Raw genomic sequence first — 25,388 nt, forward strand, 5'->3', positions numbered from 1 at the left:
TGAGTAACGCAGGAAATTAATATTATTTACACTTTGCTACGGGGGAACTTATGAAAACTCATTATTATTTAGGTTGGTTTAATAATTTTTTTCCAGATAATCTGGGCAGGGTGTTACATGGGGATATAACTGATAGAAAATCGCTAGTTATGATTAGCTCGAATCCATTATTTTTTGAGGATGATGGTGCTACTGAACGCTCGTGGTTTGACCAGGCTGGCATTATGTTTGATGAATATCATTTAATTAATTATCGCGTACATAAGGAAGATGCCCAAACCTTAATTCAAAATTCTTCAGTTATTTTCTTGTTGGGTGGAAATACTCTTAAACAAAATGGGTTTTTAATGGAATATGAATTGTCGGATTCGATTAAAAAAAGCAGAGCCGTTGTGATGGGAGCAAGCGCTGGTGCGATCAATATGTCCGCTAAATGGTTATGTTCTAAAAACTTTGGCTATAAAGTTGAAATAAGCTCTGTTTACGATGGAATCGGCCTTGACGATTTTTCCGTCCTGTCTCATTTTGATCTTGAAAATAACATATCATTGGTTCAAGGCGAACTGTCTCCCTTATCGGAAGAAATTAATATTTATGCGTCTAACAAAGATTGCGCAATACGTGTAAAGGGAGATAAAATCGACATTTTAGGCAATGTATATTTAATTTCCCGCTCAAAGATTCAGAAATTGGATGAGACGCTCTAGTAGTATGTAAAACCAATCCGACTTGTGAAATATTGTACTTAAACTATCGGGTGCGTTAGTTGAACTATGAGACATCTTAAAGGACCGAAAAAAGTGGTCCTTTTCTCTTTGTTAACGACCAACATGAATGAATTTGAGTCTTAGTGAAAGACACTAAAGGTTATCAAGACTTTATTCGTTTCTTCTTCGGTAACACCGATAATAAAGGTTTATGTTAACTAGCCGTATTTTTCAACTAACAGGGTAGGTTAGTATATTCAAAATAGAAAGGAGTCTAACAATGAAAAAGTTGATTTTTATACTCTTATCCTTATTTTTTATACTCTCATCCTTAATCAGTTGGTGGATGGTCTTTATATGGATTACTTCCAAAATATATTTATTGGAATTCGTGCCATCAAGGGACTATGGTGCAATTCTGTATACGTCAGTTTTTGCTTATAGTCCCTTCCTATCTATTTTAGTGACCTATTTAATATATAAATTCTGTTTTAAATTATTATCTAAGACTATGATTCTGTTATTAAGCATCGTTTACATACTCATATCCATTTACGGAATAAATTTTATATTAAATATTTAAGCCTCTACAAAACCTGGTTCAACTAACAGGTGCTTGAGTTGAACCAGAGACGCCAAAAAGACCATTACTAATTAACTGACCTTAGTGAAAGACACTAAATGTTTTCAAGACGTTGTTGGTTTCTTCTTCAGTAATGCCAATATACCGCAAAGTAACAGAGGATGCGAATGGTGGAGGATCCGTTGCAACATCGCAATATCCTTAGTGGCCTTGTAAAACCAGTAGCCAAACGTCTTTCGTAAGGTATGATTGCCGACATGTTCCACACCAGCATACTCTGCAGCCTTATTTAACTGTCTGTACGCCTTAGTAGGGGTAATAGGGTTGTCACCTTTACGAGACGGGAATAAACAGAGGCGCTCTGGACGTTTTTAGCGTATTCATAGACCTCCTGGAAGCAATTCGCGATATAGATGTCGCGGATTTTTTGCGTTTTGCCTTCTTTGACCCGGAGAATCTTGTTTTGTTTGCCTTTTAGCGTGATGATCTGTTGCGTGGGTAGCCTGAGAAGGTCTCCGACACGCAGGCCCGTTTCGCAGCCAAGGATAAAGAGGATGTAATCCCGTTCTGAACAATGGCGCTTAAGCGCCCATTTCATATCGTCTAGTTGCTGCTGATTCCGGATCGGCTGCACATCTTTTTCTGCTTTCATGATTTCTCGCCCTTTCTGACGACATTCAAAAACAGGGTCTGAAACCCCTTGGCGTTCAACGATTTGAATGTACGATTTTTTCTCTTTTTTAGAATAAAGAGAGAAAGCGAAAAAAGTCAATGAAATCTGGATTTTGAATGTATGATAATTATACAAATCATACATTCAAAATCCAGATAAAAAAATGCCATTGTTCAACTATCGGGGTAGTTTAATTTAAGTACATTTCTTCACACACTTATTGATAAACCTATCCCTAAAATAACAAATGCATCAAATGGACTCGATAACTGAATAGTCGCCTGCTTTTTTGCGAATTCGATATCGTTTGTATTACTAATCATCATTTTGGTCACTTTAACATGTAAATCAGTCCACAAAAATGAGCGAGTTCTTGGTCCCTTCACCAATTATTTTTAAATTATTTAGCTCTACCTGGATAATCACGTGTCTGGCTATAGTCAAAGCTGTCAAATGAAAAAAATACCTTTGAAGTTTAATAAGGGATTTTTTGATGAAAAATTTTATTGACAAGTGAAGCTAATACGTAATACTATATACTAGTAATTAGTAATACTGAATACTGGTAACACAAAATACCTGTGTTATAGAGTACTGAAAAAATTAGTATAAATATAAACGGAGGTAAATGATGGAAAATATTACTGAAATGCTGAAAGGGGTGCTTGAAGGTTGTGTGCTTGAAATCATCAGCCGTGGCGAAACTTACGGCTATGAAATCACCCAACAGCTGCGAGAACTTGGCTTTACTGATGTTGTTGAAGGGACAGTTTATACCATTACCATGAGGCTTGAGAAAAACAATCTGGTGGAAATCGAGAAAAAGCCATCCAATATGGGACCGCCGAGGAAATTTTACACACTCAACGCAGCAGGTCAAGAGCAACTTAAGGCATTTTGGAAAAAATGGGATTTTATTTCAAGTAAAATTAATGAACTTAAGTCTAAAATAAAATCATAAGGAGAGAAGTAAAATGAATATTTTTGAAAAAATTATCGGAAGTCTAGATGACAAGCGGGAATGGAGGGAGATGGAGGCACGTGCGAAGACACTTCCAAGTGACTACCGCAATGCTTACAAAGGTATCCAAAAATATATGTGGACTGCTGGTGGTGGTCCCACCGACTGGAAGGAAAGCAGCCGCATCTTTGTCGGTATTCTCGATTTCTTCGAGGAAGGAGCTGCGGAAGGCAAGAAAGTCACTGACCTTACGGGCGAGGATGTGGCTGCTTTTTGCGACGACTTGGTGAAGGATGAGCAAACTTGGAAGGATAAATATCGCAAGAAGTTGAACGATATGATTGGTGGTGGCTAACGGTGAATTCCAAGTGTAGTTTTGTCTAGCATCGACACTAACCCCGGAAACCTTCACTGGGGACGACTTGCCTTCCAGTCCGACGAACTAGTGGCCACCTCTAAAACCTATTTCGACAAGTATCACGAAGATTTGAATCAGTGTTTCATGATGCGATTGGAAAAAAATAAATTCAATAGATAATTTCGACTGAATAGCTTTGGTTACAAATGAAATGTGTCACCTTCACTATTCAGTTATATTTTAACTTAGTACTAAGTATTACAGAATATCGGTAAGACAGATTAGTGAAGCATAGCCAACCTACGCATTTCTGCGCTTATGATAAGGAGGAAAAAAGGATGAGTAATGCAACGATTTCTGTAAAAGGGTTAAAAAAATCCTTTAAAGATAAGGAAGTCTTAAAGGGGATAGATTTTGAGGTGCAGCATGGCGAAATTTTCGCACTGCTGGGTTCAAATGGAGCGGGCAAGACGACGACGGTCAACATCCTCTCGACGCTGATGAAGGCTGATGGCGGCGAAGTAGGTATTTGCGGCTTTGACGTCCAGCGTCAACCGGGTCATGTTCGACAGAGCATCAGCCTGACCGGGCAGTTCGCAGCTTTAGACGGCATGCTCACAGGAAGGGAAAATCTGATGATGATCGCCAAGTTGCGGGAAATTTCCAATCCCGCTCAAGTCTCCGACAATCTGCTTGCAAGATTCAGCCTGACCGATTCTGCCAACCGCAGGGCGGATAAATATTCCGGCGGGATGAAGCGCCGGCTTGACATCGCCATGAGCCTAATTGGGACGCCAGCAGTCATTTTTCTCGACGAACCGACGACAGGGCTTGACCCCGAAGCGCGGATTGAAGTCTGGGATACCATTAAGGAGCTTGCCGGCGGCGGCACAACCATCTTGCTGACGACTCAGTACCTGGAGGAAGCCGAACAACTAGCGGATCGTATCGCCATTCTGCATGGCGGAAAAATCATCACAACCGGTACCCTTACCGAACTCAAAGAGATGTTCCCGCCAGCGAAAGTGGAGTACATCGAGAAGCAGCCGACATTGGAGGAAATTTTCCTCGCGATCATCGGCAAAAAGGAGTAGATGTAAATGAAAAGCAAAACAGGGGTATTACTAGGGCGTTTAATGCACAACATCATGCGCAGCCCTGATACGATTATCACGGTGGCAATTATGCCGATTATGATGATGTTGCTGTTTGTCTACGTATTTGGCGGCGCCATAGAGACAGGCACGGACAACTACGTCAATTATCTATTGCCGGGAATCTTACTGATGGCTATCGCATCCGGCGTTGCTTACACTTCCGTGCGGCTGTTTACGGATGTAAAGAGCGGGTTGATGTCGCGTTTCATTACCATGCCCATCAAGCGCTCGTCGGTATTATGGGCTCACGTCTTGACCTCACTTGTTTCCAATGCGCTTACTCTCATGGTGGTTATTTTCGTCGCGCTCTTGATGGGCTTCCGTTCCAGCGCTGATATCCTGGATTGGCTGGCGGTAGCTGGGATACTCGCGATGTTTACGCTCGCGCTAACATGGCTGGCGGTCATTCCCGGATTGACAGCGAGATCTATGGAAGGGGCGACAGCCTACTCGTACCCGCTGATTTTCCTCCCGTTTATCAGTTCAGCCTTTGTCCCCACCGAAACCATGCCTAAAATTGTCCGTGCGTTTGCTGAGAACCAGCCCGTGACTTCAATAGTGAATGCGATTCGTGCCTTGTTGTATGAAGGGTCAGTTGGCAACGATATCTGGAACGCGCTTGCCTGGTGCGTCGGTATCATGGTCATCGCTTACTTCTTCGCCAGTAAAGCATTTAAACGACAGTTAGGGTAAGTACACCAGGATTAGCCATACGATGAATGCATTTCCTACACATGGAGGACTTAACCATCGATGAAATTATGGGAACCCTTAAAATATGGTGTGGTTGGTGACGCCTCGATCACTTATACCACTCGGGGGCCAGCTGCTTGCTTTAGAAATCATGTTAATTAACTTAAGGAACTATGAATTACATTTCAGTTAGAATGTAATTCATAGTTTTTTAATTCAAAGAAGAAGAATTTATTTTTTTAAAAGGCTGCATGAAAAGGGAGGATTCCCCCCCCATAAATAGGGTTATAAGTTGCTTTATCCAGCTTATCCAATGAAATGATTTTCCATGGAAAAAGGGTAATTGTGAATGTAAATAAGTCATGTGTGAATATAAAAATCTTTGTTTCTTAATGAACAAACGGGAAAGTATTTCTGAAATAAAAGCTATGTATGTGAATAAATGTACTTAAAGTGACAGGGGAGTTAGAGTCATAAGATAACTGCCAATTGGCAGCCTTCTGAATGTATGATTCTTACACTAATCATACATTCAATTTATGTGAAAAAGTTCCTTATTCAGTTAACATAGAAATTTAGTTCAACCAAGGACTTATTTGGTGCTTCTCTTTGTCATTTTCGAAGGTCTTTTTAAGTATAAAATTTTAAAATCAACTAAAAACTAGTTTGTATAAGTAAAGAGATATATTATGCTTGTTTACAATTTTTTCAAAGAGGAGTACAATACTCCAGTAAATTAAAGTAAACAAAATATCAGCCGAATCTCAATAATTGAGAACATAGGACCTATTGTTTTGGGGTAAATTCTGCATTTTAGAAGGGATGATATATACTCTTTCGCCATCCTATGCGTCAGCTAACTTCGTCGGCTAATGCGAAGGAGGTCCTAACGAAGACCGCCTGAATACAAGTAGTTTATTGTTATTTATATAACTTTAGAATGCTTATTTGAACGGTCTTTTTTATTTTTAATAGTTCAAATTAAATATCATTTGAGTTCATAGTATTGAAAAACGGGATAATTTATGTAATTAGACTTATCACTTAGGAGAAAAAAATGAAGAATGTAAAAGAAAATCTTAATCCTGCAAAGATTCTTGTTTTGGGATTCGCTATTCTTATTTTTATTGGGGCTCTTTTATTAACCCTACCTATAGCAACAGAAGACGGACATGACCTAAGATTTTTAGATGCATTATTTACTGCTACATCTGCTACATGTGTTACAGGCCTCGTAGTGGTTGATACTAGAGATACATTTTCGTTGTTTGGAGAAATTGTCATTCTCGTACTAATCCAAATAGGTGGTTTAGGATTTATGACATTTGCTACCTTTTTATTTGTTTTATTAGGAAAAAGAATCTCTTTAAAAGAAAGATTGTTATTAAAAGAAGCTTTTAATACACCTTCTACTGCTGGACTAGTGAAATTAGTTAAAAGGATAGTAATTTTCACCGTAATAACAGAGAGTATTGGCGGTATCGTATTGGCCATTCGTTTTTCATTTGATATGCCTATCGGTCAAGCCATATATTTTGGATTCTTCCATTCGATTTCAAATTTTAATAATGCAGGTTTTGATTTAATGGGCCAGTTCAATAGTCTAACAGGTTATGTTGACGATCCATTTGTAGTTTTGACGGTTGGTGCTCTTATTATAGTAGGTGGACTAGGTTTTATTGTTATTAATGAACTGTATGAATATCGTAAAACTCATATTCTCTCTGTTCATACGAAAGTTGTACTTAGTACAACTGTGGTCCTTATTGTTGGAGCAACCATCTTAATATTTCTCTTTGAGTATGGTAATCCAAAAACATTAGGACCCTTATCTACTGCTGGAAAAGGACTTGGCTCCTTTTTCCATAGTGTGTCACCCCGAACTGCTGGTGCTAATACTTTGTCTATGGCAGATTTAACTCATGCAACCTTGTTCTTAACCATTTTTCTAATGTTCATCGGTGGAGGTTCAGGTTCAACTGCAGGGGGGATAAAGGTTTCTACATTTGCTCTTTTAATGATTACAGCTCTTTCACAACTAAAAGGGAAAGAAGATGTGGTTTTATTTAAACGTCGTATTGTCATTGAAAACATCTTAAAAGCGCTAACTGTTGCAATGAGTGGAATTATGATAGTAGTAATTGTTACTTTCTTGTTAACCATTACGGAAAAAGGTCATGATTTTATAATGTATCTATTTGAAGCTACCTCAGCTTTCGGCACTGTAGGTCTTTCCATGGGTTTAACACCTGAACTTTCTCTAGTAGGTCGTATAATGATTATTTTAACAATGTTTGTAGGTAGATTAGGACCTCTAACATTAGGTTTCGCAATTACAAAACGTCGTAAAAAAGAAGCGTACCGATATACAAAAGGGAAAATAATGATTGGTTAATATTTAGTAAGGAAGGGATATAGAATGGCTATCAAAAAACAATATGCAGTAATTGGTTTGGGGAGATTTGGAACTAGTATTGCCAGAAGATTACATGAAGCCGGGCAAGAAGTTTTGGGAATTGATATAGATGAAGAAAAAGTAGAAGACGCTTTAGCTTATGTTACAGAGGGAGTCATTTCAGATTCTACTGAGGAGAAGGCACTTTCATCGTTAGATATTACTAACTTTGATTGTGTAATTGTAGCAATTGGAGATGATATTCAAGCAAGTATATTAACATGTATGCTTCTTAAAAACCTTGGGATCCAAAAAATTATTGCTAAGGCCATTGGAAAACGTCATGGACAAGTGTTGGAAGCTATAGGAGTAGATTTAATCATCTATCCTGAAAGAGATATGGGAGAACGAGTAGCAAATCACCTTCTTTCGCCAAATACACTTGATTATATCGAACTATCTAAAGACCATAACCTAGAAGAAGTCATTACTCCATCTAAGATGATTGGGAAAAATCTAAGGGAATTGGATGTTCGTGCTAAATTTAACGTTAGTGTAATTGCTATTATAAGAAAGGGTGATATGATTATTGTCTCGCCATCTCCAGAAGAATTACTCCAAAAAGAAGATATACTAGTTACTATTGGAAGTAAAAATGATTTAGTGAAATTTTCAAGTATAGACTAACAATAATTTCACCTGAATAATAGACACTAAGAAATAAGTGCTTGTTATTCTTTATTTATCCGAAGAGATAATTTCAATTATTGGGTGCATTGCGCTATAATGGCCCAACATTAGGCCAACTTCCTTGTTCAGGACTTATGTTAACTTAAAGAAAGAAAAAGGCTTTTCATAAGCTACTGCTTTTTTTGTTACATCTATTTACTTGGTAAGCATCCTTATCATCCCTTGTCGATAATTTTGACATAAGAGTATTTTTTAACTGGATAGGTCTCAATTTCATTTTTTCTTATTGATCGAAATTTTTTGAAATATATAAATGAACATTAATTAATTTCAAGGGAAAAGTTTTTGGAGTGCGAAAGTAGCCCTTATCGCACTCTTTGATTAGGTTAGGTATATGTTCCAGCACTATGCCTTTTTGTTCTGCCGTCTCCATTACTACTAACCGCCTAAGGCGAAGGTATATTTCAATAAACCCTAAACTGTCCAGACGGATCGTTTAGGGTTTACTTTTTTCTATTTTCCCAGTACTCCTCATACTCTTTTTCATGTCTTGTTGTAACAGCAAGGTTAGAGAGCGCTTGGTAAAATTGTTGGTGGTCAATTTTATATAAAAAGTGATCTTCAAATCCACTTGCTGTAAATAATCCAAATTCCCAAACGGCTTTATAGTCGCGTGTATTAAGGGAATGGGCCATTAATGCTAATACTTTTATAATTTCAGTGGATACAATGACATTTGCTTTAGCATAATGTCTAATATAACCAAACCCATGATAAAGATAATGGTTGAAATCCCTTTTCTGTAAAATGATTCGAAGCTTATTGCTTTCATCCATTAAATAATTAGAAAATATGGATTCACGTGAGATCGAAGCTAGAATCTCACCAATTTGATAGATCACATTCGTAGCAGTTTTGGGATCATAATGTCCGATGGACCTAATCGCAACTTCTACTAGTTTGTTTATACTGAATTCAATATCTTGAACTTCTGTTTGCTTTCTTCTAATACTAATAAGAGAAAGATACTTTAGTTCGTCTATTTCAATCGCGTTATTTTTCCAATACGTTATGATAGGCGTAGAAGCAAAGACATAATTTCCTATTGTATATTCCAACCGAATAACGATGTCATCTTTTTGAGCTTCTTCAATCATCGTAATAAAATCGACGAGTTGAATGTAGCCCGATTTTCTAGCTGTAATAGTCAATCCCATACTCTTGTATGATTGATCGTTAATCGTGCTTAAATCTTTTACTTTATTAGGATCAACTTCATCTTCTAATGTACTTTTGACAATACTTAACGCTTCTTTTTTCATGTCATAAGTCATCTGGTTAACTTGGAGCCATTCGACCGCATGATTAATAAAAAGATAAACGTTCCCATAGATAATGCAGCTATTAATGTGGCGAAAACGGGTACTGCAAAATAATATTGTGCCGTTTCTTTATTTAGAAATAGAAAACATAATAACATATAGAAAAAACTTGAGGTGAATATCCCAAGTACTCGCTGGGTGCTTTTACTTGCGATGAAATTTTTCAACATACGGGGTGAAAATTGTCCGGAAAATGTCGTAAAAACTAACAGAATCAAGTTAAATGTGAACGTAGTCAATGTCAAAATAGCTGCAGTAAGCGTACCGACAAGTGCTTGAGTTAAGCTATAATCTACGGAAAAGTAAGGTCTCATATGTTTTCCCAGCTCATATTGGAAATCAGCCGTTAATGCAACACCTACAAAAAGAAAAGAGAAAAATACATAAATAACAGGCGTAAACCACAAATTGGATTGAATCGTATGAGACAATTCCCTGTTTGACATTCTTATATATTTCTTAACATACTTATCAAGAAGATTCATTTTAAACATATGTATATTTCCTCTCAGTAATAGATACTTTTATATTTTGCTCTAACCAAAAATAATTACCCTCTTAAAATGAACTTGGTTTATATACAACTCGTTGGGTAAATCATTAATTGAAGTTAGCAGATTTTGGATCCTTTTAGTGAAAGGGATCAAATATAGGCAGTTAAAATTTGGTACTATAATAATAATGGTAACGTTTTACTAGAAATAGAATGTTGGTATTTTCGGTACAGCTCTATTTTGTTAGAGAGAAAAGAGGGGAAAGTATGGATAAGGATAAACAAAGACTTAGTATTTCTGCTGCAAGGTTATATTATCAATCTGATTATAGCCAACAAGAGATTTCGGCTAGACTCGGTGTTTCAAGGCCAACGGTATCCAGGCTATTACAGTACGCGAAGGAACAAGGATATGTAAGAATTCAAATAGACGATCCTTTAGAAGACATTCATCAATTATCGAAGCGGCTAAAAGAGAAATACGAATTGAGTTATGTTGATGTATGTTATTCTCCTCTAAATGATGATGAAGAGATTACAAAGCATATTGGAGGGACAGCAGCGGATTATCTGAACCGGGTTGTAAAAGACGGCGATATTATTGGAGTAACGTGGGGAACAACGTTGTTTTCGATAGCTTCTCAGTTAAAAAGTAAGCGTGTTCATGGGGTTGAAGTGGTACAGTTAAAGGGAGGCGTTAGTCATTCCCACAACATTACCTATGCGGCCGAGATTGCTGCTTTGTTTGCCAATGCATTTCATACGATAACTCGTTATTTACCTTTACCTGTTATTTTCGAAACGCCCATTCTTAAACAGCTGGTCGAAGAGGACAGCCATATACAAAGGATCATTGAAATGGGAAGACAAGCGAATCTTGCCATATTTACGGTTGGTACGGTGAAAGAAGATACATTACTTTTTAAGTTGGGGTATTTAGGAACGGAAGAAAAAAATGATCTGAAGCAGCATGCTGTTGGTGATATTTGTTCGCGTTTTTTTGATGCTGAGGGGAATATATGCAACGAAACCATAAATAGCCGAACAGTCGGGATTGATTTAGAGGAACTGAAAAAGAAAGAAAAAGTATTCTAGTTGCTGGAGGAGAAGGTAAGGTTAGAGCGATTAAGGCAGCATTAACAGGCGGGTATGCAAATACCCTCATAACAGACCAATTTACAGCACGAGCACTTCTTGAATAAAAAAAGGATTTAGCGGGCAATTGCCAAGCTAAATCCTTTTTTTATCTAAGTTCAGAAAATATGAACAAAATTTCATGTTAGCGTTTACATTTGTTCAATAGAGTGCTATTCTTTAACTATTAAATTCTTTGTTTCTAAATTAGGAAGAAGTTATAAGAAAAAATCGTTAATCAAAGGTCATCTCATTCATTATAAAGGAGTGTAAAAATGAAAAAACCTACTATTATACAGATGCCTGATGGGTATCTGAACCGTACCCCAGTCTTACAATTTATTCTGTTATCATCTCTTTTTGCAATGTGGGCTATGGCGGCTAGCTTGAACGATATCCTGATTACTCAATTTAAAAGTGTGTTTGAATTAAGTGATTTTGCAAGCGCTTTAGTACAGAGTGCCTTTTATGGAGGGTACTTCCTGGTAGCGATTCCAGCTTCAATGGTTATTAAAAAGACAAATTATAAGTTTGCCATCATTACTGGCCTTTTATTTTATATTATCGGTTGTTCATTGTTTTATCCTGCATCGCATTTAGCAACCTATACGATGTTCTTGTTCGCACTATTTGCGATCGCTATTGGCTTAGGATTTCTTGAAACGGCGGCAAATACATACAGTTCAATGATTGGTCCCCGCCAAACCGCGACACTCCGATTAAATATCAGCCAAACCTTTTACCCTGTAGGTTCAATTCTAGGTATTTTAATGGGAAAATATCTTGTATTTCAAGAAGGTGAAAGTCTTGAGGCGCAGATGTCTAAGATGTCTCCGGAAGATGCGCAAGTGTTTGGAATTCAAATGCTTCAGCACACACTTGAACCTTATAAATATATAATATTTATTCTGATAGTCGTATTACTACTATTCCTGTTTACTAAATTTCCAGCATGTAAGCCAGAAAAACTCTCAAACACTACTCAAAAAGCTAAAGGAAATCTGCTGAAAACGATTAAATATTTAGCTGGGAATAATAAATTCCGCAAAGGAATACTAGCACAGTTTCTATATGTAGGAATGCAAACTACGGTTTGGGCTTTTACCATTCGACTAACGTTGCATTTAAATCCTCATATTAATGAAAGAACTGCATCAAACTTTATGATTTATAGCTTTATTGCTTTCTTTGCAGGAAAATTTATTGCTAATCTGCTAATTACAAAGTATTCGTCATCGAAAATTCTAGTCGTTTATGCAACACTAGGCTCTATCTTACTCGCTTATGTGGCGTTTGTTCCGAATATGACAGCGGTTTATGCAGCTATCGTTGTTAGTTTCCTATTTGGTCCTTGTTGGGCAACTATATTTGCAGAAACACTGGCGGAAGTTGACGAGGAGTATACAGAGGTTGCCGGTGCAGTGTTAGTAATGGCCATTGTAGGTGGAGCTGTTATACCAGCAGTACAAGGGTTGGTTTCGGATTCGCTTGGTAATATGCAATATGCATTCATCGTGTCCATGCTTTGCTTTATGTATATAGGATTCTACTTTTACGGAAAAAGAGAAACTAAAAAGTCTATAGAAGCAGATATTCAGCAATCCATATCCTGAGTGTATGTCCATTTAACCAGGTATAATTAGGAAGGAAGGGATCAATATGATTGGAACGATTGAACTTCGTCGAGATTTTTTTAAAGAACATGCGACGGTGCTGTTTACAAGTAATGAGTTTAAGGTAATATTGTTCCGTTATCCATCTGGAGTAGAAGCAATTGAATTAACCAATTCACGAGGGAAGATGGTTGTTTTACCCTATCTAGGTCAAATCATATGGGATTTGGTTTTTGATAATGTCGATCTTAAAATGAAGAATATGTTCTCTCAACCGAAAGATGCTGCAGAAATTGTAGATACATATGGGTGCTTTGCTTTTCACTCGGGATTACTCAGTAATGGCTGTCCAGGTCCTGAGGATACTCATGTCTTACATGGAGAAATGGCTTGTGCGAATATGGACAAGGCGTGGTTAAATATAACGGAAAACAGTATAGAGATATGTGGCTCGACTGAATATGTAAAAGGCTTTGGACATCATTATTTAGCAAAGCCAAGTGTAATGATGAAGGCAGAACAATCCTACATTGAATCGAAGATGAACGTTAAAAATCTGTCAGGAACTGAAATGCCATTGCAATATATGTTCCATACCAATTATGCCTATCTTGCAAATGGTGTCATGACGCAAAATATTCCGGACAGTACATTTTCTCTGCGTGAATCGATCCCTGACCACGTGAAGCCTACTAATAAGTGGCTCGAATTTAATGAAAAAATAAAGCAGGGTCAAGAAACACTTCATACGCTAGAACGGCCAGATCTGTATGATCCTGAGATAGTATTCTTTGCTGATCATCTGAATCAATATCAACAAAATGCGGAGTTCGAAATTACTTCACCGGAAGGCACAACCTTTTTCACTACGTTTTCAACGGAAGAGTTTAATTATGCTACCCGTTGGCTGTTATATAATGAAGATCAACAGGTAGGTGCATTTGTATTACCTGCCACTTGTCGCCCTGAAGGATTTTTAGCTGCTGAAAAATCAGGTAGTTTGCTAAATCTTTCTCCGGGAGAAGAAAAAACATTTAAAGTCATAACTGGCAAGAAATAAGGAGGACAAATTTGATGGATATTGCTGTAATTGGATCGAATATGGTTGATCTTATATCGTATATAGATGAAATGCCTAAAGAAGGAGAGACTCTCGAGGCACCAAGTTTTGAAATTGGTTGTGGAGGCAAAGGCGCTAATCAAGCTGTTGCGGCTGCTAAAATGGGATCTAAGGTAATGATGCTTACAAAGGTTGGAGATGACCTTTTTGCAGACAATACCATTCGCAACTTAGAAAGTTATGGAATTGACACTGAGTTTACAAATAAGATCCCTGGAGCATCCAGCGGTGTTGCGCCAATATTTGTAGATCCTCAATCTAGAAATCGGATTTTAATTATCAAGGGTGCAAATCAATACCTGCTTCCGGAAGATATTGATCAAGCAGCAGATAAGTTGAAAAAATGTTCACTAATCATTTTACAGCTAGAAATTCCCTTACAGGCTATTTATCGAGCGATAGATTTTGGGAACGAACATAATATTCCGGTTGTACTGAATCCAGCTCCTGCTTCACGGGAGTTAGACTTTGATTATGTATGTAAATGTGATTTCTTCATTCCGAATGAAACTGAATTAGAAATTTTAACGGATATGCCGGTAGAAACGGACCAACAAGTTCGGGATGCTGCATTAACACTAATAGAAAAAGGTGTAAAAAATGTAATTGTCACGTTAGGAAGCCGCGGGGTAATGTGGGTAACAAACGAGCGGGTTGATATGATTAGTGCTCATCGTGTGGCGGCTATTGATACGACAGGAGCTGGAGATTCATTCATTGGTTGCTTTGCCCATTTCTATGTGCAAACTGGTGATATCTTTCATTCCATTCGAATGGCAACAGGCTTCGCAGCATTAAGTGTAACAAAACGTGGAACTCAATCTTCTTATCCAGACAAAAGTGAACTAGAGTCATTTATGGCTGAGCAGGTTTAAACGAAAAAAAGTCCATTCATATGATGAATGGGCTTCTTAAATTCTCTTAATCAATCGATTAAATTTATAAAAGTCATATGTATGTAAGGTTTTGCGTTCTTAATCAATCGATTAATTAAATTGGAATGTTATGCATTGGACCCCGGATCTGGTAAAGCACCGACAATTGGGTGGGGAACATATAACTCTTCTAAATAATGCATCTCATCAGATGACAGCTGAATATCTAGAGCAGCTGCTGCACTTTCAAGATGGCTTTCTTTTTGAGCACCTATGATGGGAGCCACAATCCCACCCTTGTTAAGAATCCACGCTAAGGCAATTTTATCACGTGTAACCCCTTTGTTGTTTGCAACTTCTGCTAACCGTTCTACTATGCCGCGGTCCGCATTCATCATATGATCATATTTTGAATGTTGGATGGTGTCAGTTTCAGAACGATGAGTACTTTCTGACCAGTCACGGGTCAAGCGACCTGAAGCAAGTGGACTGTAAGGTGTAATCGCAATTTTTTCATCACGACAGAAAGGAATCATTTCACGCTCTTCTTCACGATAAATCATGTTATAGTGATTTTGCATGGAGACAAATTTTGTCCAGCCATTACGTTCTGCAATTCGTTGTGCTTTTTGAAACTGCCAAGCATACATAGCACTCGCGCCAAGATAACGAACTTTCCCAGATTTCACTACATCATGGAGGGCTTCCATTGTTTCTTCAATGGGTGTGTGATAATCCCAGCGATGAACAATGTATAAATCAACATAATCAGTTCCCAAACGCTCCAAACTATGATCGATTTCGGTCATAATTTCTTTTCGAGATAATCCACCGCTGTTAGGACGATCGGGACGCATCGTTTGGTGGACTTTTGTTGCAAGAACGATATCGTCGCGTTTGGTATAGTCCTTCAATGCACGTCCTAAAATTTTCTCACTTTCTCCGATAGAATAAATATTTGCAGTATCAAAAAAATTAATACCTAGTTCGATAGCTTTTTTAATGATTGGACGACTATGTTCTTCATCTAAAATCCACTTGTGGAGCCATTTTTCAGTATCCCCAAACCCCATAGCTCCCAAGCAGATACGAGAAACGTCCATTCCAGTATGACCGAATTTTACATATTCCATAGAAACACCTCCAATGTTTTACTTAGACAACACCTTTATAAGTGCATAGGTAATATACTTCGTTTCTTTCTTCACTTTCCCTTCTTTTGTATTAATCAATTGATTGATTAAAATTATATAATTCCTTTCATACCAAGGCTTTTACGATCTTAATCAATCGATTGATTAAAATTATTTATACATAAAATCAACAATATGATAAAATCTAAATAGTTATAATTTACCAAGAGAGGGTTGAGGGTATGTTTAAGAAAATGGCTGCAGATGCGTTGGGAATATCCGATATCGGAACAATTATTCAACCAGTTGATTATGATAAAACAGATGCTGATGATTATGTCATGCATGAAGATAATGAGAAGATTTATTTTTTGATTAAGACGAAAGCAGATGAGTATTGCTTTACTAATCTAGCAATTATTCATGTGGATGGGGAAAGTGCAATTTCTTCAAAACGGACGTTGAAGCGATATCCATATGCACAGTATAAAATTTCAGATGTATTTCTTGAAACAGCTGGAAAGATTGATATGGATGTAGAGATTAAATTTACGATTGGTAAAGAAAAAATGGATATCGATGTTAGAAAAGATCAAATTGAACAGTTGAAGGATTTATATAAATCACTACTACGGATTTCGGAAATCACTCACGAAAATGATATTCACCTGGAAATGGGCTCAACCAGTCTAGACAAAGCTGTTCTCGTGCTCCAAAATTCTAGAACAGATGATTCTAAATTGGCGGATACATTCCGAGAATTAACGGACTTTGGTTTTACCTGGCTCTCGTCTGTCCGTGAGCAGTATCATGTTAAAGATTTCGGTGATGTTTACGAAAAGTATATTAATAATTGATCTTCGAAGGAAGCCTTGCTCATTGCAGCAAGGTTTTTTTTTGTAAGGGGGTATTTTCACCATTTTGCGGAAAAATTAGCGGTATTTTAGTGATAATCCCGTCTAAATGAAAATATATACCCCGTGAGGTATTCTTCGGATGATTCTCAGGATAGTCAGATCCATTTTGATCATACTAAATAGGAAAGTTTTACTATATTCTTATCTGGGTACTTATTAATATTAAATCTTAGGAGTTGAGCGTATGGTTTCTGACATTCCGAAAGAGAGAGTACTTGATAATACAATCTCTGTTTTAGCTGAAGGGTACCAATTTATGTCCAATCGCCGAATTCGCTTAAAATCGGACATATTTGAAACGCGGTTAATGGGTCAGCGAGCAATTAGTATTTGCGGGGAGGAAGCGGCGAAGCTGTTTTATGATAATGATCGGTTTATAAGAAAGGGCGTAGTTCCGAAGCGGATACAAAAGTCTTTATTTGGTGAGAGTGGTGTTCAATTGCTTGATGGGGAGGAGCATCGGCATCGTAAGCAAATGTTTATGTCGATTATGACTCACGAGCGGCTGCATGATCTTGCGCAGATTACGAAAAGACAATGGAATGCTAGAATCACTGATTGGGAACAGCGAGATAAAGTTGTCTTATTTGATGAAGCGGAGGAGGTGCTGTGTCGAGTTGCCTTTGAGTGGGCTGGTGTGCCGCTAAAGGAAGAAGATGTTGAAAAGCGTGCAATTGAAATGGGGAAGATGATTGACGCAATCGGTGGTGTAGGTGAGCGGTATCAGCGTGGGAAAAATGCTCGAATTCGTTCTGAGGAATGGATAATGGGGATTATCGATCAAATCCGTGAAGGAAGCATCACACCTAACGCTGAAACAGCAGCGGCTGTTATTGCTTTTCATAAGAATCAAGATGGAAAGTTATTGGATACACAAACGGCAGCGGTTGAATTAATCAACATTTTGCGTCCGATTATAGCGGTAGGAAGGTTTATAACATTCGGAGCATTGGCGCTGCATGATAATCCAGATATTCAAACAAAATTAAAAACAGATCATGGACGATATGGTTTGATGTTTGTACAAGAAGTTCGGCGATATTATCCGTTTGCTCCGTTCTTGGGTGCAAAGGTAAAAGAAAGTTTCACCTGGAACGATTACGAATTTAAAAAAGGGACTTTAGTCTTGCTTGACCTGTATGGCACCAATCACGATCCTTCAATATGGGACCATCCTGAAAATTTCCAGCCAGATCGATTTGCTGATTGGAAGGAAAGTCCGTTCAGTTTTATTCCTCAAGGCGGCGGCGATTATGACAGAGGACATCGCTGTGCCGGTGAATGGGCAACCATTAACATAATGAAAGCAAGTCTTGAATTTCTAACTAAGCAGATCACATATGAAGTACCTGAGCAAGATTTAACATATAACCTCATTCGCATCCCTAGTTTGCCAAAAAGTGGTTTTATCATAAATCACGTGAAACGATTAAGCTGATGAAAGAGACCATCGAGTTTCCTCGTGGTCTCTTTCTCATCTAGTTAGTAAACAAAAGGGCATCTCCAACAGGTCGTTCCCCAGTTGAATCGGAAGGATGATTAACGATGCTCCCATTAATGACCATCGTGGTTGAACCGCCGCCATCTAAATTGAGTGCATCTTTTGCACCGAGTGATTTCATTAACATGGCGCTCTCTTGGAAACTGAGTCCGACACTGATTTGTGGATTTCGGCCATCTACAGCGACTAGAAGAATGGTTCCATCTGGTTTACTTCCTGCTAGGGTTCGCGGATTACGATTAATTCCAAAACGGTAGAAGAAGTCATGACTCCAATTGAAGCCTTCTCGATCAGCGTCGATGAAAAATTGATTGTTTTTCAACAGCAACGGGCCGCCATTTACGACTGAAGTCTTTGGTGTGAGTGATAAAGTTTGATGGTCAGACTGAATATGTGTCTGCGTCATTACTTTCATCCCAACAGCAGCATGGGTCCTCAGCCACGCTGCCGCTTCTCCGGTCCCACTAAGTACTGATCCATTTCGAGGAATGATATGACCTTGAAACTCATCCTGCACAATTACCTCTCCTTGTTCATTTAAAACAACCTCAACACCATTTCCTACCGGAGTGACAGTATCAAAAATCGGCTTATAAAGAATGAGTTCACTATCTGAACGGCAGGTTACGTCGTGCGTTGGTAAAGGATTAGCCAGGTTGCCGCAGGATCTAATCAAACCACTAACGCGGTTCATTCCATCCACGTCTCGTTGAAAACCATCAGAGGATTTTATTTGTACTTGAGTAGATAATACAGAAACATCTGTTTTTCGTTCAGATAAACTGAATCCTGAACGGTGATTTATGCTTTCACTAAGTAATTCACCGTTGATGATGGAAATGCCGGCTAGGTCGCCAGGTGTTCCATCACTATTTTTTGTTACGAAGTAACCTCCATTTATGGCAGCGATTGCATTTGAACGTGCAGCCATACTTGAGACTGTTTCTTTTCCATTAACTTGTCCATTCGCTAATGTAGTAAGTAAGTGGCTTGCCGCTTTTTGTTCAATTTCTAAAATATGTACCATCCAAGGACCGGTTGTTTCAGTACTTGATCCATCAAAGCCATTATAAATAATCTTCCCTGAAAAACCTTTTGCTGATAGCTGTTTGTTGATTAATTCAGCATCTGCTTCATTTGTATAATTTCCTGAGCGGACACTATATCCGATAATGTCTTCAGGAATGTCATTGAATGGATCGTTTTGAATAGGGAGAATGGAGAAGGTGAAGTCGTTATTTGCTAGTTTATGCAGCAGGTCCTGAGCGGCCGCCTGATTGTCAAAAAAACCAACTTCGACCGTATATTGATTAGATGCATGACCTCGTTCGATTTTCGTATAAGTTAACCCTGGTGAGAGTTTTTGAATAACCCATTTTTCATTTAAGTTCGGATTTCCGAGCGGCAGTTCATTTTTTTGATATCTTTCCTGTGTTCCTTTCGCATGAATATCAGAAGGATAAAAAAACAGTAAGAATAGGGAACTAAAAATCAGAATCCGGTAGACAGGTATATTTCTTTGCACTAAGTAACCACCCTTTGATTTTTGTCATTTATTGTCATACAATAACATTAAATGGGAATTAAAAACAGGATATATTTTACTATAGATTGTCCTTTTCTTGAGATTTGTAATAGATGAAATAGAAATACTTTCTGCTCAGCTTATATAGGTGGTACTATGAAGGGAATTAAAGTTGAGAAATATTGGAGGAGATTGAATGGAAGCCATGGAAGCGATTTTAACAAGAAGAAGTATTGGTAAGGTTAAGCCTGATCAGGTACCAGTTGAAATGATTGAACAAATTTTAACGGCTGGGATTCATGCACCTAATCATCGTCGGACCAATCCTTGGCGTTTTTTCGTCATGACGGGTGAAGGAAGAAATAAGCTAGGTAAGGTTCTAGGAGAAATTACACATGCAGAAAATGAAGGATTGCCTGCAGATGAATTGGCAGTCAAAGTAGATAAATCAAGCAAAAATCCATTAAGAGCACCAGTAGTCATTGCAGTTGGTGTAGAGCCGAGTGATAAGGAAAATGTTCTTTTAGCTGAGGAACATGCTGCGGTAAATAGTGCTGTGCAAAATATGCTGCTTGCTGCCCACTCTTTTGGATTAGGGGCTGTGTGGAGAACAGGGAATATTTGCTACCATAAAAAGGTTGCTGAATTCTTCGGGTTATCGGAGAAGGGTGAAATTCTTGCTTTTGTTTACTTAGGCTACCCAGATATGGAACGGCGCGAAGCGAACAAACCAGATATAAACTCGTTTACAACATGGATTGACTAATATCTTTACTTTTCGAAAAATCCCGATGTAAAAATCGGGATTTCAGTTTGTAGCCAAAAGAGGTGCGGAATGGTTCATTCCGTACCTCTTTTGGCATTTTAACACGTTTCATGGAATTTTCCCTGCTTATCAAGGCAACTAAGTCTCTAATAGTACTGTTTTCCCTCTTTTAATTCTATCTGCTTTCAGGATCACTTGAATAATCTTTGATTCTTCCTGTTCGAATTGATATGTCGGAAAGAGTTTTTTTCGAAATTCCCCCGATATGAATGGACCTCCTTCTAAATCTGCTCTAGGTAGCACGTGTTCCATTTGAGCGTCGGACTAAAATCCAAATTAAATTTAGAAAGACCGTTGATTGAAGTATTGGCGTGAAGATTCCTGCGGGAACAGCGGGACAGGTGAGACCCCGCAGGAGCGTAAGCATTGATGCGGCTCACCGCCCGCCCGCGGAAAGCGAAACGCCTGGAATGGAAATCAACAACCGCATTATAAAAATAAAAAGAAGACTGTAGACAAACTCGATTTCCACCCGAGTTTGTCTACATTTTTTTTGTTATTTTTGAGAGTAAAAAATAAAATAATTACACAATATAACTTTATGTGGATATTAAGGTTATATAAGGTAAAAGAAGTCACCAGCTGAACTTGCGATTGAGGAGGAAGACATGAGTAAACAAAAACAATTGGCATTAAGAAAAACGGTTGCACCTTTTGAAGGATCTAGTATCAAAGATAGTATCAAACAATTAATCAATACAATTCCACCCTTTTTCTTATCTTGGTATGCAGCGTATCTAAGTTTAGCTGTTTCTTATTGGTTGACCCTTATTTGCGCCGTCATTACAGCAGGATTTGTAATCAGGGTCTTTATCATTTTCCATGATTGCTGTCATCAATCGTTCTTGAAAAGTAAAAAATGGAATAAAGTCTTGGGTACTATTTCTGGAATCATCACCCTTTTTCCATATGAAAAGTGGAAACGTGAGCATTCCATTCATCATGCTACCAGCAGCAATTTGAACAAAAGAGGAACAGGTGATATCTGGATCTTAACCGTTGACGAATATATCGCTTCTTCTTTTTGGCAGCGTCTTGTCTATCGAATGTATCGAAATCCAATCGTCATGTTTGGAATTGGACCATTTTATCTCTTTTTAATAAGTAATCGCTTAAACCGTAAAGGTGCAAGAGGAAAAGAACGTATGAACACGTATTTTATTAACCTATCCGTACTTGTAATTTACGGATTATTAGCCTGGACAATTGGATGGCAGGACTTTCTATTAGTTCAAGCGCCTATTGTATTTATCGCAGGGTCACTTGGAATTTGGTTGTTTTATGTTCAACACCAGTTTGAAGACTCGTACTTTGAGGACGAAGAACAGTGGGATTACCTCAAAGCCGCAATCGATGGCAGTTCCTATTATAAACTTCCAAAAGTATTACAATGGATTACAGGAAATATTGGCTTCCATCACGTTCATCATCTAAGTCCCAAAGTACCCAACTACAATCTTGAAAAAGTTCACGAAGCATCACCGCCGCTTCAGGATGCAACAACCATAACGATCAGTTCAAGTCTAAGAGCCCTTCGCTTCCGCTTATGGGATGGCGAAAATAAAACATTCGTCAGCTTCAAGGAAATCAAATCAAGGATCAGCGAAGCCAAAGCAGAGATGAGACAAAACAATACAGCCTCGCACATCCAAGAAAATAAATAACCACCCAAAAACCATTCAATTTACACCTGAATGGTTTTTTGATAAATTTAAACAAGAAAAGCAGAAGCCCCCGTTCAGCTCACAAAGGAAAAAGGGAGGGACCCGAAAGGCGTTTTTTGCCTTTTGAGGGCACTCATCTTTTCCAAAGTGAGTTGGGGGAAGAGCTAGACAATAAGAAAAGCAGAATTCCCCCGTTCAGCTCACAAAGGAAAAATCACTATACCCTTTGGGGTATTTTAATGCAACGAGGCGGGAATAACACCTGCTCAGACGGGATTAAGCCTATTCGAGACGGGATTACCTCATAACCACACGGGAATAAGCGTTTCTGAGACAGGAATACCTCCGTTCAAATTCCCCGTTTGATAAACATGATGGCTATATGTTATCTATTCGTTACTATTGAAGGGAGTTATTATGGCAAATTGGTTTCATATTTTTCCGAAGAGAACGGGCCTGAGTCCTTATGTATGGCTGATTTTTTGTATTCTTCCTTTTTATTTTATTTTTAAGTCGTCTTCGGTACTTGAAACGATTTATGGTATTTTATTAGTCATTTTATTTTTTACTTCATATGGTCTTTCTTATGTGTCGAAGGGGTGGCCGGTTTATGTTTGGGTCAGCTTTCAGATCGTAATTAGTATTGCGATGACTAGTTTGTTTGGATATATTTACTTTTCGCTGTTTTTAGCCTTCTTTATTGGGAATATTCGTAATAAGATTGGTTTTTTCACGTTGTATTCGATCAATTTAGTCAGTGTAATTGTTACGATTAATATTGGTTTTCTAACGAAAAACCCGATTTTTTTTACACAGTCTCCGTTTATTCTGATTAGTGTTTTTGCGGTGATTTTGCTGCCTTTTACTACATACAATCGCAATAAACACGAGTTACTGGAAGAAAAATTAGAAGATGTTAATAAGCGTATTTCGGAATTGGTCAAGCTTGAGGAGCGTCAAAGGATTGCACGTGATCTTCATGATACACTTGGTCAAAAGCTTTCACTCATAGGGTTAAAGAGTGACTTGGCGGGTAAGCTGCTCTCGAGAAATGTGGATGCTGCTCAAGATGAAATTAATGATATTCGACAGACGGCAAGAGCTGCCTTGAAAGAGGTACGTGAGATGGTTTCTGACATGCGCGGGACTCGTCTAGAAGAAGAAGTCATTCATGTTAAACAAATTTTACAAGCAGCAAGCATTGATTTTCAAATGAAGGGGAATGTTCACTTAGAAAATACGCCTTTATTGGTCGAAAATGTATTAAGCATGTGTTTGAAAGAAGCTGTAACCAATATTGTGAAACATAGCCAAGCGTCTTGTTGTACGTTAATTATTAATCAATCTTCAAAAGAGGTGCATTTGAAAATTGTAGATAATGGTGTTGGGCTATCTAATAAGGTCAAGTTAACGAAAGGAAACGGACTATTAGGAATGAAAGAGCGCTTGGAATTTGTGAATGGAAATCTTGATATTCAAACGCAGGATGGTGCAACGATTAACATTACGGTTCCAAATGTTATTATGCAATCTCGAACAGTATAGGAGGGGAAAATGTGATTCGAATCGTAATTGCGGAAGATCAGCAGATGCTGCTTGGAGCGATGGGTGCACTTCTTGATTTAGAGGAGGATATGGAAGTGGTCGGAAAAGCAAAAAATGGCGAAGAAGCTCTAGAGTTGGTAAGAGAGCATCAACCAGATATTTGCATTACGGATATTGAAATGCCGATAAAAAATGGCATCGATGTGGCAGAAGCGTTAAAGAATAGTTCGTGTAAAGTTCTAATTCTTACAACTTTTGCCCGTTCAGGTTATTTTGAACGTGCTCGTAAAGCTGAAGTAGGCGGGTATTTATTAAAGGATAGTCCGAGTGAGGAGCTGGCGGCTTCAATTCGAATGATTATCAATGGAAGAAGAATATATGCACCTGAGTTGATGGATGTTGCCTACGAGGAGGTTAATCCACTAACAGATCGGGAAAAGCAGGTTCTCCAACTGATAGCTGATGGAAAGAACACAAAGGAAATTGCCAGTAATTTATATCTTACCAATGGAACGGTTCGTAATTATATTTCCATCATTCTTGATAAACTAGATGTAAGCAACCGAATTGAAGCCATTAAACGATCACAGGAAAAGGGATGGTTTAAATAGACGTATGCTTCAAGGCGGAAATATTGAATCCTTTTCCATGCAGGGATATAATCTTATCATTAAGAAACAGTAGATTAGAAGGAGTGATCGTATGCAAGAAATTCAAGGAAAAACAGCACTGATTACAGGAGCTGGACGGGGAATTGGTCGTGCAACAGCTATCGCTTTTGCAAAAGAAGGCATTAATGTTGGACTTGTTGGCCGGACAATAGAAAATCTTGAAAAAGTTGCGGCAGAACTAAAGCCATTTGGCGTAAAGGTTGCCATTGCAGCGGCTAACGTTGCTAATAATGCTGAAGTCATTGAAGCGGTTGATCAGATTAAAGCGGAATTAGGAGCAATTGATATTCTGATTAACAATGCAGGAATCGGAAAGTTCGGCAGCTTTCTTGAACTATCTCCAGAAGAATTTGAGAATATCGTTCAGGTAAACCTAATGGGAACCTATTATGTAACAAGAGCTGTCTTACCAGAGATGATTGAGCAGAAATCTGGAGATATAATTAATATTTCTTCAACTGCTGGACAAAAAGGAGCACCTGTTACAAGTGCGTATAGTGCTTCTAAATTTGGTGTTTTAGGATTAACTGAATCGCTTATGCTCGAAGTAAGGAAGCATAATATTCGTGTTAGCGCCTTAACACCAAGTACAGTAGCTACTGATTTAGCAATTGATACGAACCTGACAGATGGTAATCCAGATAAAGTTATGCAGCCAGAAGATCTTGCTGAGGTAATGGTTGCACAGTTAAAACTTCATCCTCGGATCCTTATGAAGTCAGCGGGCTTATGGTCAACTAATCCCTAATAGCAAGTAAGAATGGACCTGTCA

The 25,388-nt window shown here is 38.2% G+C and carries 19 protein-coding genes, 3 pseudogenes and 1 riboswitch; of the genes and pseudogenes, 18 read left to right on the forward strand and 4 right to left on the reverse strand.

Going from position 1 to position 25,388, the window contains the following annotated elements; genetic code table 11:
* The first annotated feature begins 50 nt into the window (after positions 1–50).
* Positions 51–707 (forward strand): Type 1 glutamine amidotransferase-like domain-containing protein, encoded by a 657-nt coding sequence (locus tag WYK_RS17975; RefSeq protein ID WP_040375839.1) that lies wholly within the window; start codon positions 51–53, stop codon positions 705–707.
* A 664-nt stretch (positions 708–1,371) separates the two neighbouring features.
* Here the strand turns inward: WYK_RS17975 and WYK_RS17980 are convergent.
* Positions 1,372–1,942, reverse strand: a pseudogene (locus WYK_RS17980) (tyrosine-type recombinase/integrase).
* Between the two features lie 652 nt (positions 1,943–2,594).
* On the opposite strand from WYK_RS17980, the gene WYK_RS17985 reads away from it, so the two are divergent.
* The 6 genes from WYK_RS17985 (at position 2,595) to WYK_RS18010 (ending at position 8,214) form a co-directional block, all read left to right on the forward strand.
* The gene (locus tag WYK_RS17985; protein ID WP_040375840.1) at positions 2,595–2,924 is read left to right on the forward strand and encodes a PadR family transcriptional regulator; all 330 of its coding nucleotides are present in this window, start codon (positions 2,595–2,597) and stop codon (positions 2,922–2,924) included.
* Positions 2,925–2,937: 13 nt separating this feature from the next.
* The gene (locus WYK_RS17990) at positions 2,938–3,279 is read left to right on the forward strand and encodes a DUF1048 domain-containing protein (protein WP_040375841.1); all 342 of its coding nucleotides are present in this window, start codon (positions 2,938–2,940) and stop codon (positions 3,277–3,279) included.
* A 341-nt stretch (positions 3,280–3,620) separates the two neighbouring features.
* Positions 3,621–4,376, forward strand: a complete 756-nt coding sequence (locus tag WYK_RS17995; protein ID WP_040375842.1) for an ABC transporter ATP-binding protein — start codon at positions 3,621–3,623, stop codon at positions 4,374–4,376.
* A gap of 6 nt (positions 4,377–4,382) precedes the next feature.
* Positions 4,383–5,132: an ABC transporter permease gene (locus WYK_RS18000; protein ID WP_040375843.1), complete on the forward strand. Its 750-nt coding sequence runs from the start codon at positions 4,383–4,385 to the stop codon at positions 5,130–5,132.
* Positions 5,133–5,877: 745 nt separating this feature from the next.
* A riboswitch (cyclic di-AMP (ydaO/yuaA leader) is annotated at positions 5,878–6,018 on the forward strand.
* Between the two features lie 171 nt (positions 6,019–6,189).
* Positions 6,190–7,527 carry a TrkH family potassium uptake protein gene (locus WYK_RS18005; protein ID WP_040375844.1) on the forward strand — a complete coding sequence of 446 codons (1,338 nt, stop codon included), beginning with the start codon at positions 6,190–6,192 and terminating at the stop codon, positions 7,525–7,527.
* Positions 7,528–7,551: 24 nt separating this feature from the next.
* On the forward strand, positions 7,552–8,214 hold the full coding sequence (locus tag WYK_RS18010; RefSeq protein WP_040375845.1) for a potassium channel family protein: 663 nt from the start codon (positions 7,552–7,554) through the stop codon (positions 8,212–8,214).
* 506 nt (positions 8,215–8,720) lie between these two features.
* On the opposite strand, the pseudogene WYK_RS26400 reads toward WYK_RS18010, so the two are convergent.
* Positions 8,721–10,093, reverse strand: a pseudogene (locus WYK_RS26400) (DUF2254 domain-containing protein).
* A gap of 266 nt (positions 10,094–10,359) precedes the next feature.
* On the opposite strand from WYK_RS26400, the pseudogene WYK_RS18020 reads away from it, so the two are divergent.
* The 4 genes and pseudogenes from WYK_RS18020 to rbsK all read left to right on the forward strand — a co-directional run bounded on the left by WYK_RS18020 (position 10,360) and on the right by rbsK (position 14,834).
* Positions 10,360–11,294: pseudogene (locus WYK_RS18020) on the forward strand (sugar-binding transcriptional regulator).
* Between the two features lie 207 nt (positions 11,295–11,501).
* The gene (gene fucP / locus WYK_RS18025) at positions 11,502–12,839 is read left to right on the forward strand and encodes an L-fucose:H+ symporter permease (protein WP_040375846.1); all 1,338 of its coding nucleotides are present in this window, start codon (positions 11,502–11,504) and stop codon (positions 12,837–12,839) included.
* A 46-nt stretch (positions 12,840–12,885) separates the two neighbouring features.
* On the forward strand, positions 12,886–13,899 hold the full coding sequence (locus tag WYK_RS18030; protein WP_040375847.1) for an aldose 1-epimerase family protein: 1,014 nt from the start codon (positions 12,886–12,888) through the stop codon (positions 13,897–13,899).
* A gap of 14 nt (positions 13,900–13,913) precedes the next feature.
* Positions 13,914–14,834, forward strand: coding sequence for a ribokinase (rbsK, locus tag WYK_RS18035; protein WP_040375848.1), 921 nt, complete (start codon positions 13,914–13,916; stop codon positions 14,832–14,834).
* A gap of 128 nt (positions 14,835–14,962) precedes the next feature.
* On the opposite strand, the gene WYK_RS18040 is transcribed toward rbsK, so the two are convergent.
* Positions 14,963–15,967 carry an aldo/keto reductase gene (locus WYK_RS18040; RefSeq protein ID WP_040375849.1) on the reverse strand — a complete coding sequence of 335 codons (1,005 nt, stop codon included), beginning with the start codon at positions 15,965–15,967 and terminating at the stop codon, positions 14,963–14,965.
* A 242-nt stretch (positions 15,968–16,209) separates the two neighbouring features.
* On the opposite strand from WYK_RS18040, the gene WYK_RS18045 reads away from it, so the two are divergent.
* Entirely contained in the window at positions 16,210–16,824 is a 615-nt protein-coding gene (locus WYK_RS18045) for a PH domain-containing protein (RefSeq protein ID WP_040375850.1), read from the forward strand.
* A 244-nt stretch (positions 16,825–17,068) separates the two neighbouring features.
* Complete coding sequence (locus tag WYK_RS18050; RefSeq protein ID WP_040375851.1) at positions 17,069–18,322, forward strand: cytochrome P450; 1,254 nt, start codon at positions 17,069–17,071, stop codon at positions 18,320–18,322.
* A 40-nt stretch (positions 18,323–18,362) separates the two neighbouring features.
* Here WYK_RS18050 and WYK_RS18055 read toward each other — a convergent pair whose 3' ends face one another.
* Positions 18,363–19,910 carry a phosphodiester glycosidase family protein gene (locus WYK_RS18055; protein ID WP_040375852.1) on the reverse strand — a complete coding sequence of 516 codons (1,548 nt, stop codon included), beginning with the start codon at positions 19,908–19,910 and terminating at the stop codon, positions 18,363–18,365.
* Between the two features lie 196 nt (positions 19,911–20,106).
* Here WYK_RS18055 and WYK_RS18060 point away from each other — a divergent pair, with 196 nt between their 5' ends.
* The 5 genes from WYK_RS18060 (at position 20,107) to WYK_RS18080 (ending at position 25,364) form a co-directional block, all read left to right on the forward strand.
* Positions 20,107–20,676, forward strand: a complete 570-nt coding sequence (locus WYK_RS18060) for a nitroreductase family protein (protein ID WP_040375853.1) — start codon at positions 20,107–20,109, stop codon at positions 20,674–20,676.
* 668 nt (positions 20,677–21,344) lie between these two features.
* Complete coding sequence (gene desA, locus WYK_RS18065; RefSeq protein WP_040375854.1) at positions 21,345–22,400, forward strand: Delta(5) desaturase DesA; 1,056 nt, start codon at positions 21,345–21,347, stop codon at positions 22,398–22,400.
* Positions 22,401–22,817: 417 nt separating this feature from the next.
* A complete protein-coding gene (locus WYK_RS18070) occupies positions 22,818–23,945 on the forward strand; it encodes a sensor histidine kinase (RefSeq protein WP_040375855.1) in 1,128 nt (375 codons plus the stop codon).
* A gap of 11 nt (positions 23,946–23,956) precedes the next feature.
* Positions 23,957–24,556 (forward strand): response regulator transcription factor, encoded by a 600-nt coding sequence (locus WYK_RS18075; RefSeq protein WP_040375856.1) that lies wholly within the window; start codon positions 23,957–23,959, stop codon positions 24,554–24,556.
* Between the two features lie 91 nt (positions 24,557–24,647).
* Entirely contained in the window at positions 24,648–25,364 is a 717-nt protein-coding gene (locus tag WYK_RS18080) for a 3-ketoacyl-ACP reductase (RefSeq protein WP_040375857.1), read from the forward strand.
* Positions 25,365–25,388 lie beyond the last annotated feature (24 nt).

It is taken from the genome of Peribacillus psychrosaccharolyticus ATCC 23296, assembly GCF_000305495.1.
GTDB classification, from domain to species: domain Bacteria; phylum Bacillota; class Bacilli; order Bacillales; family DSM-1321; genus Peribacillus; species Peribacillus psychrosaccharolyticus.

Coding starts and splice junctions, on each gene's coding strand:
- WYK_RS18005 (WP_040375844.1), top strand. CDS start 6,190: ATGAAGAATGTAAAAGAAAATCTTAATCCTGCAAAGATTCTTGTTTTG.
- desA (WP_040375854.1), top strand. CDS start 21,345: ATGAGTAAACAAAAACAATTGGCATTAAGAAAAACGGTTGCACCTTTT.
- WYK_RS17985 (WP_040375840.1), top strand. CDS start 2,595: ATGGAAAATATTACTGAAATGCTGAAAGGGGTGCTTGAAGGTTGTGTG.
- WYK_RS18030 (WP_040375847.1), top strand. CDS start 12,886: ATGATTGGAACGATTGAACTTCGTCGAGATTTTTTTAAAGAACATGCG.
- WYK_RS18000 (WP_040375843.1), top strand. CDS start 4,383: ATGAAAAGCAAAACAGGGGTATTACTAGGGCGTTTAATGCACAACATC.
- fucP (WP_040375846.1), top strand. CDS start 11,502: ATGAAAAAACCTACTATTATACAGATGCCTGATGGGTATCTGAACCGT.
- WYK_RS18070 (WP_040375855.1), top strand. CDS start 22,818: ATGGCAAATTGGTTTCATATTTTTCCGAAGAGAACGGGCCTGAGTCCT.
- WYK_RS18080 (WP_040375857.1), top strand. CDS start 24,648: ATGCAAGAAATTCAAGGAAAAACAGCACTGATTACAGGAGCTGGACGG.
- WYK_RS17975 (WP_040375839.1), top strand. CDS start 51: ATGAAAACTCATTATTATTTAGGTTGGTTTAATAATTTTTTTCCAGAT.
- WYK_RS18060 (WP_040375853.1), top strand. CDS start 20,107: ATGGAAGCCATGGAAGCGATTTTAACAAGAAGAAGTATTGGTAAGGTT.
- WYK_RS17990 (WP_040375841.1), top strand. CDS start 2,938: ATGAATATTTTTGAAAAAATTATCGGAAGTCTAGATGACAAGCGGGAA.
- WYK_RS17995 (WP_040375842.1), top strand. CDS start 3,621: ATGAGTAATGCAACGATTTCTGTAAAAGGGTTAAAAAAATCCTTTAAA.
- rbsK (WP_040375848.1), top strand. CDS start 13,914: ATGGATATTGCTGTAATTGGATCGAATATGGTTGATCTTATATCGTAT.
- WYK_RS18045 (WP_040375850.1), top strand. CDS start 16,210: ATGTTTAAGAAAATGGCTGCAGATGCGTTGGGAATATCCGATATCGGA.
- WYK_RS18050 (WP_040375851.1), top strand. CDS start 17,069: ATGGTTTCTGACATTCCGAAAGAGAGAGTACTTGATAATACAATCTCT.
- WYK_RS18040 (WP_040375849.1), bottom strand. CDS start 15,967: ATGGAATATGTAAAATTCGGTCATACTGGAATGGACGTTTCTCGTATC.
- WYK_RS18010 (WP_040375845.1), top strand. CDS start 7,552: ATGGCTATCAAAAAACAATATGCAGTAATTGGTTTGGGGAGATTTGGA.